We start from the raw sequence: 7,768 nt of genomic DNA, 5'->3' as shown, positions 1-7,768 counted from the left end.
GGGTTCGGGGGCGGAGCCCCTGAGTGGGTCACCCCTCAGTCCACGCCCCTGATCCGGTTCACCAGGACCGCCCCCGCGAGGCCGATCACCGCCGCCACGGCGTACAGCACCCGGTATCCCCCCAGATACGTCACGATCGGCGCGGCCAGCACCGGCGCAGCGACCTGCGGAACGGCATTCGCCGCGTTGATCACGCCGAGATCCTTCCCGCGGTCCCGTGCCTTCGGCAGTACGTCCGTCATCAGCGCGAAGTCCACCGACGCGAAGACGCCGAAGCCGAGGCCCAGGAGCGCCGAGGCGACCACCGTGCCGGTCCACGTCGGCCAGGCCGCGATCACGCCGGCCGCGATCGCCATGACGACGCCCGAGCAGGTCACGAAGGGTTTGCGGCGGCCCACGCGGTCCGACCACATGCCGGCGACGACGACCGTGGCGAGCAGCATCGTCGCGTTCAGCGAGGTCAGGATCAGGACGCCCTGTTCGGGATCGGAGTGGTGCAGGCGGTCCCGCAGGAAGTACAGGAGGTACATGACTCCCAGGCTGTTGCTCAGGTTGACCAGGAACCGTGTCAGCCAGGCCCAGCCGAAGTCCGGGTAGCGGCGCGGGCTCAGCCAGAAGGAGCCCAGGAAGCGGCGCCAGGACCAGGGCGGCCGGGCCGCGCGGGGCAGCCGGATGTCCCGGTGGCGCAGCACGTACGGCAGGACGCCCAGCACGGTGAAGGCCGCACAGGCCGCGTAGCCCGCCGTGACGCCCCCGGCCAGCGTCGCCAGGCCCGTGCCGCCGACCACACCCAGGATCTGGGCGGCGCCCAGCCAGCCGCCCACCGAACCCCGCTGGCGGCGCGGCACCCGGTCCGGCACCGCGGCCGTCACGGCGGCCCAGGCCGCGTTCAGGGTCAGCTGTGCCAGGCACCAGCCGAGCGCCATGGTCCACGGGCCGCCCGCGGCCCCGAGGAGCAGCAGCGACAGCGCGCCGCCCGCCGTACCCGCCACGATCCACGGGGTGCGGCGGCCCCAGCGGGACGTCGTACGGTCGGACAGGGCGCCGAACACCGGGTTCGCGAGCAGTGACACCAGCGCGCCCGCGCCCGTCACCCAGGCCAGGACCGCCTCCTTCGACAGGCCCGTACCGGGTGCGAAGTCCTCGGCCTGAGAGGCGAGGAGGATCTGCAGGGGGCCGAACCAGCCCACCCAGATCGCCCCGTTGGCGAGCGAGAGGGTCGCCGTCCAGCCCCGGCCCACCCGCTCGACGGGCTCGGAGAGCGCCAATTCGGGTGCGGGGCCGTGCGTGGGCCCCGTCACCCCTGGGCCCGCGGCGCGGTCCGTTGTGTCCGCAGTACGTCCCGCAGCCAGTGGTACGACGCCTTCGGGGTCCGTTCCAGCGTCTCGAAGTCGACGTGCACCAGGCCGAAGCGGCGCGCGTACCCCTCGGCCCACTCGAAGTTGTCGAGGAGCGACCACACGAAGTATCCGCGGACGTCCACACCCTGCTCGTACGCCTTGTGCAGGGCCCGCAGATGACCGTCCAGGTAGCTGATCCGCCGCTGGTCGTCGAGACCCTCGTACGAGCAGCCGTTCTCCGTGATGACGACGGGCGGGAGCCGGTCGCCGTACCGCTCGCGGAAGCCCAGCAGCAGTTCGGTGAGCGCCTCCGGGACCACCGGCCAGCCGAAGTCCGTGACCGGGTAGCCCTCGATCTCCCTCACGGAGAAGGGGAGTTCGGCGGGCATGGTCAGTCCGCCGAACTCGATCTCGGAGCCCTGCGGCGCGCCCACCCTGGTCGGCGCGTAGTAGTTGATGCCGTACCAGTCGACCGGCTGACCGATGATCTTCAGGTCCGCCGCGAGGTCCTCGGCGTCGCCGGGCATCAGCTCGCCGATGCCGTCCGGGTACTGCCCGAGGAGCACCGGGTCGGCGAACAGCCGGTTGAGGAGCAGGTCGTAGAAGCCGGCCGCCTCCAGGTCGGCGGGTTCCTGGGAGGCGGGCCAGGTCGGGCCGTGCGAGTTGGCGATCCCGATGTCCGTGGCCCCGGCCGCCCGCAGGGCCTGTACGGCGAGACCGTGGGCCAGCAGTTGGTGGTGGGCGGCGGGCAGCGCGTCGAAGAGGAGCTGCTTGCCGGGCGCGTGCGCACCCAGGGCGTGGCCCAGCAGGGTGTGTTCGGCGGGCTCGTTGAGGGTGATCCACTTGCTGATCCGGTCGCCGAGGCGGGCGGCGACCAGCGCGGCGTACTCGGCGAACCGTCTGGCCGTGTCCCGCTCCAGCCAGCCGCCCGCCTCCGCCTCCGACACGGGCAGGTCCCAGTGGAAGAGGGTCGGGACGGGGCGTACGCCCGCCGCGCACAGCTCGTCGACCAGCCGGTCGTAGAAGTCCAGGCCGCCGGGGGAGTTCACCCGCGGCCAGGAGATGGAGAAGCGGTACGCGTCCACCCCGAGGTCACGCAGGAGCGCCACGTCCTCGGGGTAGCGGTGGTAGTGGTCACAGGCCACCGCGGCCGTCGAACCGTCCTTCACACGGCCCGGTTCGGCCGTGAAGGCGTCCCACACGGAAGGGGCGCGCAGGTCCGCCGCGCCCTCGATCTGATGGGCCGAGGTGGAGACCCCCCAGAGGAAGCCGGCCGGGAACGGGGGTATCGGGTTCGTCGCCGCGTCAGTCATGCGCGCGATCATCGGTACCGGTGGTGAGCGAAGTCAACGGCGTTGCGTGAACTGGCCGTTACTGGTCCCGTACTGGCCTCGTACCGGCTCCGTCATGGCCTCGCCGGAAGCCTACGCGCCCTCCTTGAGGACTCTTGAGATCAGTTTCCGCTGCTCGTCCGTCAGCCGCGGGTCCGCGCAGTAGACCGTCTTCCCGTCCACCGTGATCTGGTAGCTGAAGCCGTCCGGAACGCCTATGGGGGGCGTGCCCCGGCCGGCGGCGACCGCCTGCTCGGCCAGGGCGTGCCAGTCCTGGGCGTCGGCGCGGCCCGAGGTGTTCACCTCGGCGTGCCGCTCGATGCCCGCGAATCCGCCGGTGCGTCGTACCTGAATACGCATGGGTCCCTGTCTAGTACGAATCGCGGGCCCGAGCCACGGTCCGTTCAGCCGGTCGGTACCCCGACCTGTTCCCAGGCCTTGGTGACGGCCTGCAGTTCCTCGCCCTCGCCGAACAGCGTGCGGGCCTGGGCCAGGGTCAGTTTCGCGAAGTCCGAGAAGCTCGCCTGCGACCCCAGCTCGCCGCCGGTCAGCACGCTGTACCAGACCTTTCCGGCCTTCTCCCAGGCGTTGCCGCCCAGCGCGGTCGCGGCCAGGTAGAAGGCGTGGTTGGGGATGCCGGAGTTGATGTGCACCCCACCGTTGTCGCGGCCGGTGCGGACGTAGTCGTCCATCGTGGCGGGCTGCGGGTCCTTGCCGAGCACGTCGTCGTCGTACGCCGTGCCCGGGGCCTTCATCGACCGCAGGGCCGTGCCCGTGACGCGCGGGGCGAGCAGGCCCGCGCCGATCAGCCAGTCCGCCTCGGCGGCGCTCTGGCCGAGCGTGTACTGCTTGATGAGCGAGCCGAAGACGTCGGACATCGACTCGTTGAGCGCGCCCGGCTGGCCGAAGTACGTGAGGTTCGCGGTGTACTGCGTGACGCCGTGCGTGAGCTCGTGGCCGATGACGTCGACGGGGATGGTGAAGTCGAGGAAGATCTCGCCGTCGCCGTCGCCGAACACCATCTGCTCGCCGTTCCAGAAGGCGTTGTTGTACTCCTCGTCGAAGTGCACGGTCGCGTTCAGCGGCAGCCCTTCGCCGTTGATCGAGTTGCGCTCGTACGCCTTCAGGAACAGGTCGAAGGTCGCGCCGAGGCCGGCGTACGCGCGGTTGACGGTGGAGTCCTTGCCGGGCTTGTCGCCCTCGCCGCGGACCTTCTTGCCGGGCAGATCCTGCTTGTGCCTCGCGTCGTAGATGGTGCGGCTCGGCTTGTCCGCGGCGGCGCCGCTCGGCGGGGCGAGAGCGGGTGCGCCGAGCACTGTCGTCAGCCGGCGGTGGGTGCGCTCGAAGGCGTCCCGCTCCAGGGTGCGGCGGGCCTTGCCGGCGAGCACCCGGTCCTCTGCCTTGGACAGGGTGTCGAGGACGTGGGGCGGAATGATGGTGCAGAAGACGGGCTCGAAGCCCCCGTATGTCGTCATGACCGGCACCATTGCACTGTGTGACGTGACTGTCACTAGGGGCAACCATGATTGGTGAAATGGGCGGATAAGGGGGCGTCGGAGTCCGGTTTCGTGTACGCGTGCGGCTCCGGCGGGGGCCGGCCGCGCAGTTCCCCGCGCCCCTAAAAACCAAAAGACTGCGCAGTTCCCCGCGCCCCTAGAGGGATGGGGGCGGCCGTGCGCTGTCGCCTGCGACCCCCCGGCCACCCCCCCAGGGGCGCGGGGAACGGCGCAATTCTTGACGCGCGCGTGCGACGGTGGGTGCGGGAATCGCTTTCAGGGGCGCGGGGAACTGCGCGATCTTTGACGTGTGCGTGCGACGGTGGGTGCGGGGGCGTTCTTGGGGGCGCGGGGAACTGCGCAATTCTTGACGTGTGCGTGCGACGGTGGGTGCGGGAATCGCTTTCAGGGGCGCGGGGAACTGCGCGATCTTTGACGTGTGCGTGCGACGGTGGGTGCGGGGGCGTTCTTGGGGGCGCGGGGAACTGCGCAGTCTTTTTGAGGGGGGGTGCCTCGTCCCGCATAGTGATACGGGGGATCGGGCACCGCCCCACTCCGATAACATGCGGAGCATCATGCGTTTCGGGCTGCTTCTCCTTAGCTGCCGCGGCGAGGGCCTGTAGTCGAGGCCGACCCCCTCCCCGCGGAGTTTTGGCGTTGCGCCGTCGGCCGTCCCTCGGATTCGAGAACCCACCGGTTCCGAGGATCAAGCGGACCAAGAGGAGCCCTCGCATCATGGCGAACCGCCAGCAGCCCACTTCCATGCCGATCCACAAGTACCGCCCGTACGACCAGGTCGACATCCCCGACCGTACGTGGCCGGACAACCGGATCACCTCCGCTCCCCGCTGGCTCTCGACCGACCTGCGTGACGGCAACCAGGCTCTGATCGACCCCATGTCGCCCGCGCGCAAGCGTGAGATGTTCGACCTGCTGGTGTCGATGGGCTACAAGGAGATCGAGGTCGGCTTCCCGGCCTCGGGGCAGACCGACTTCGACTTCGTGCGCTCGATCATCGAGGAAGAGGGCGCGATCCCCGACGACGTGACGATCTCCGTACTGACCCAGGCCCGCGAGGACCTGATCGAGCGGACCGTGGAGTCGCTGAAGGGCGCCAGGCGCGCGAACGTCCACCTGTACAACGCCACCGCCCCCGTCTTCCGCCGTGTGGTCTTCCGAGGTTCCAAGGACGACATCAAGCAGATCGCCGTCGACGGCACCCGCCTGGTCGTCGAGTACGCGGAGAAGCTGCTGGGCCCCGAGACGACCTTCGGGTACCAGTACAGCCCCGAGATCTTCACCGACACCGAGCTGGACTTCGCCCTGGAGGTCTGCGAGGCCGTCATGGACGTCTGGCAGCCGGGCCCGGACCGCGAGATCATCCTGAACCTGCCCGCCACCGTGGAGCGCTCGACCCCCTCCACGCACGCGGACCGCTTCGAGTGGATGTCGCGCAACCTGTCCCGCCGCGAGTACGTCTGCCTGTCCGTCCACCCGCACAACGACCGCGGTACGGCGGTGGCCGCCGCCGAGCTGGCGCTGATGGCCGGCGCCGACCGTATCGAGGGCTGCCTGTTCGGGCAGGGCGAGCGCACCGGCAACGTCGACCTGGTCACCCTGGGCATGAACCTGTTCGGGCAGGGCGTCGACCCGCAGATCGACTTCTCGAACATCGACGAGGTGCGGCGCACCGCCGAGTACTGCAATCAGATGGAGGTCCACGCCCGCCACCCGTACGTCGGCGACCTCGTCTACACCTCCTTCTCCGGCTCCCACCAGGACGCCATCAAGAAGGGTTTCGACGCGATGGAGGCCGACGCCGCCGCCAAGGGCGTCACCGTCGACGACATCGAGTGGGCCGTCCCGTACCTGCCGATCGACCCCAAGGACGTCGGCCGCTCGTACGAGGCCGTCATCCGGGTCAACTCGCAGTCCGGCAAGGGCGGTATCGCGTACGTCCTGAAGAACGACCACAAGCTGGACCTGCCGCGCCGGATGCAGATCGAGTTCTCGCGGATCATCCAGGCGAAGACGGACGCCGAGGGCGGCGAGGTCACCCCGAAGGACATCTGGGCGACCTTCCGGGACGAGTACCTGCCGAACCCCGACAACCCCTGGGGCCGCGTCCAGGTCCGCAACGGCCAGTCCACGACGGACAAGGACGGCGTGGACACGCTCACCGTCGAGGCCGAGGTGGACGGCGCCGAGACCACCCTGGTCGGTACCGGCAACGGCCCGATCTCCGCGTTCTTCCACGCACTGCAGGGCATCGGGGTCGACGCCCGGCTGCTGGACTACCAGGAGCACACGATGAGCGAGGGCGCCTCCGCGGTGGCCGCCTCGTACATCGAGGTCGCGATCGGCGACAAGGTTCTGTGGGGAATCGGCATCGACGCGAATACGACACGCGCGTCACTGAAGGCTGTCGTCTCCGCGGTCAACCGCGCCACCCGATAAGGCCGTTCACCTGCGTTTCTGTGGTCCCGTCCGCCTCGCAGGCGGGCGGGACCGCTGCGTTTATCCGGCCATGTCGATGAGTGGCCTCTCCCGGGGTACTGACTCCGCATCAACAATGTGGCTAACATCACGCCAACGCGGCGATGTTGCCGTGGGGTTACGGAGGTGCGAGCGTGCTGCCAGGATGGGGACGAAACGGCCGGTTTGTCCGCGCCGGCACCATGGGCGTTTCGCGCATCCTCGGAACCAGGACGGCGTGGACCACCGTCGGCGACGGCGAGTTCTTCTGCCCGGGGTGCGGTGGTGACCGCAACTATCAGCGGCTCACCGGGCGTCGCCGTTTCACCTGCCTCGGCGTGCCGGTCATGCCGCGCGGGGAGACCGGGCCCGTCGTCGAGTGCGCGGCCTGTGGCCACCACTACAGCGCGGACGTCCTCGACCATCCGACGACGACGCGCTTCTCGGCGATGCTGCGGGATGCCGTGCACACGGTCGCTCTCGCGGTGCTCGCGGCGGGGGGTACGTGCGCCCGTACGTCGTTGGAGACGGCCGCGGGGGCGGTTCGCTCCGCCGGGTTCGACGACTGTACGGAGGAGCAGCTGGCCGCGCTCGTGGAGGCGCTGGCGGCGGACACCGGGCGGATCTTCGGGGAGCCGTGCGGGCCTGGGCTGTCCATAGAGCTGCACGAGGCGCTGGATCCGCTGGCTCCGCACCTCGCGCCTGCCGGGCGGGAGGCGATCCTGCTCCAGGGGGCGCGGATCGCTCTCGCGGACGGGCCGTACACGCCGGCTGAGCGGGAGGCTCTGACGACGGTCGGTGCGGCGCTCACGATCTGCACGGACGACGTGACCCGCCTCCTCACGGCGGCCCGCACCCCGTCCTGACCCGCGGCCCCGGCGGGGGCCGAGCGCGCCCCTGAGGGGCACCCCCCCCCGCTGACCGAGCGCTTGAACCTGCGGCCCCGGTGGGGGCTGACCGCGCAGTTCCCCGCGCCCCTTAAAGACAAAAGATTGCGCCGTTCCCCGCGCCCCTTAAGGGGCAAAAGCCGGGGCGGAGGCCCGCTTTTGAGGGGCGCGGGTAACTGCGCGAACGGCCCCCACCGGGCCCTCAGGCGTGGTCGAGCGGGTGCGAGGGGCCCCACCGG

Annotated in this window: 6 protein-coding genes; 2 read left to right on the top strand and 4 right to left on the bottom strand. The window is 70.3% G+C overall.

The genetic code is table 11. The features are described from left to right. Positions 1 to 35: 35 nt before the first annotated feature. The 4 genes from ACFVH5_RS42955 to ACFVH5_RS42940 all read right to left on the bottom strand — a co-directional run bounded on the left by ACFVH5_RS42955 (position 36) and on the right by ACFVH5_RS42940 (position 4,146). Positions 36 to 1,301: an MFS transporter gene (locus tag ACFVH5_RS42955; RefSeq protein WP_385839124.1), complete on the bottom strand. Its 1,266-nt coding sequence runs from the start codon at positions 1,299 to 1,301 to the stop codon at positions 36 to 38. Further along, on the bottom strand, positions 1,298 to 2,665 hold the full coding sequence (locus tag ACFVH5_RS42950; RefSeq protein ID WP_385839123.1) for a GH1 family beta-glucosidase: 1,368 nt from the start codon (positions 2,663 to 2,665) through the stop codon (positions 1,298 to 1,300). Before ACFVH5_RS42950 ends, ACFVH5_RS42955 begins: the two co-directional genes overlap by 4 nt. 99 nt (positions 2,666 to 2,764) lie before the next feature. Beyond that, positions 2,765 to 3,031, bottom strand: a complete 267-nt coding sequence (locus ACFVH5_RS42945; protein WP_384814750.1) for a protealysin inhibitor emfourin — start codon at positions 3,029 to 3,031, stop codon at positions 2,765 to 2,767. 44 nt (positions 3,032 to 3,075) lie between these two features. Then, positions 3,076 to 4,146: a M4 family metallopeptidase gene (locus ACFVH5_RS42940; protein ID WP_385839121.1), complete on the bottom strand. Its 1,071-nt coding sequence runs from the start codon at positions 4,144 to 4,146 to the stop codon at positions 3,076 to 3,078. Between the two features lie 756 nt (positions 4,147 to 4,902). Here ACFVH5_RS42940 and leuA point away from each other — a divergent pair. Beyond that, entirely contained in the window at positions 4,903 to 6,624 is a 1,722-nt protein-coding gene (gene leuA / locus ACFVH5_RS42935; protein WP_384814745.1) for a 2-isopropylmalate synthase, read from the top strand. Positions 6,625 to 6,797: 173 nt separating this feature from the next. Continuing rightward, a complete protein-coding gene (locus ACFVH5_RS42930) occupies positions 6,798 to 7,508 on the top strand; it encodes a TerB family tellurite resistance protein (RefSeq protein ID WP_385839120.1) in 711 nt (236 codons plus the stop codon). Positions 7,509 to 7,768: the final 260 nt, after the last annotated feature.

This window comes from Streptomyces sp. NPDC127119 (assembly GCF_042677425.1).
Taxonomy (GTDB): domain Bacteria; phylum Actinomycetota; class Actinomycetes; order Streptomycetales; family Streptomycetaceae; genus Streptomyces.
The sequence above is the reverse complement of the archived record's forward strand: the minus strand, read 5'-3'. Positions and strand labels throughout refer to the sequence as shown.

Bases quoted from the DNA above. Each gene is read 5' to 3' on its own strand.
- leuA (WP_384814745.1), top strand. From the start codon at position 4,903: ATGGCGAACCGCCAGCAGCCCACTTCCATGCCGATCCACAAGTACCGC.
- ACFVH5_RS42950 (WP_385839123.1), bottom strand. From the start codon at position 2,665: ATGATCGCGCGCATGACTGACGCGGCGACGAACCCGATACCCCCGTTC.
- ACFVH5_RS42945 (WP_384814750.1), bottom strand. From the start codon at position 3,031: ATGCGTATTCAGGTACGACGCACCGGCGGATTCGCGGGCATCGAGCGG.
- ACFVH5_RS42940 (WP_385839121.1), bottom strand. From the start codon at position 4,146: ATGACGACATACGGGGGCTTCGAGCCCGTCTTCTGCACCATCATTCCG.